We start from the raw sequence: 256 nt of genomic DNA, 5'->3' as shown, positions 1-256 counted from the left end.
AGTCTCGTGGGCTCGGTGACGTACGGGGAGGTGATGACGGGGGCTTCCTGCCGGCCGAACTGCACGAGCACCTTGTCGGTGAGCCACTCCACCACCGGGTGGATGTCGCTGAGGAACGACACGGTCGGCCACATGGTGTCCGTGGCCTCCCGGGCCTCGGTCAGCTTGTCCTGCGCCAGGTCGCGGTCGAAGGTGAGGATCATGCGCTCGGCCACCCCCTGCTCCTTCAGGTAGGAGGGGGGGCAGGGCCTTGAGG

1 protein-coding gene is annotated in these 256 nt (G+C 68.0%); it reads right to left on the bottom strand.

Annotated features, from left to right (window positions below; all coding sequences use genetic code 11):
• A partial coding sequence (locus J0695_RS42730) for a hypothetical protein (protein WP_206970166.1) occupies nucleotides 1-215 on the bottom strand: 215 nt, incomplete at its 3' end.
• Nucleotides 216-256: the final 41 nt, after the last annotated feature.

It is taken from the genome of Streptomyces beijiangensis (genome assembly GCF_017315755.1).
In the GTDB taxonomy this organism is placed as follows: domain Bacteria; phylum Actinomycetota; class Actinomycetes; order Streptomycetales; family Streptomycetaceae; genus Streptomyces; species Streptomyces beijiangensis.
Note: the sequence above shows the minus strand (reverse complement) of the source record. Positions and strands in the feature narration are given on the sequence as shown.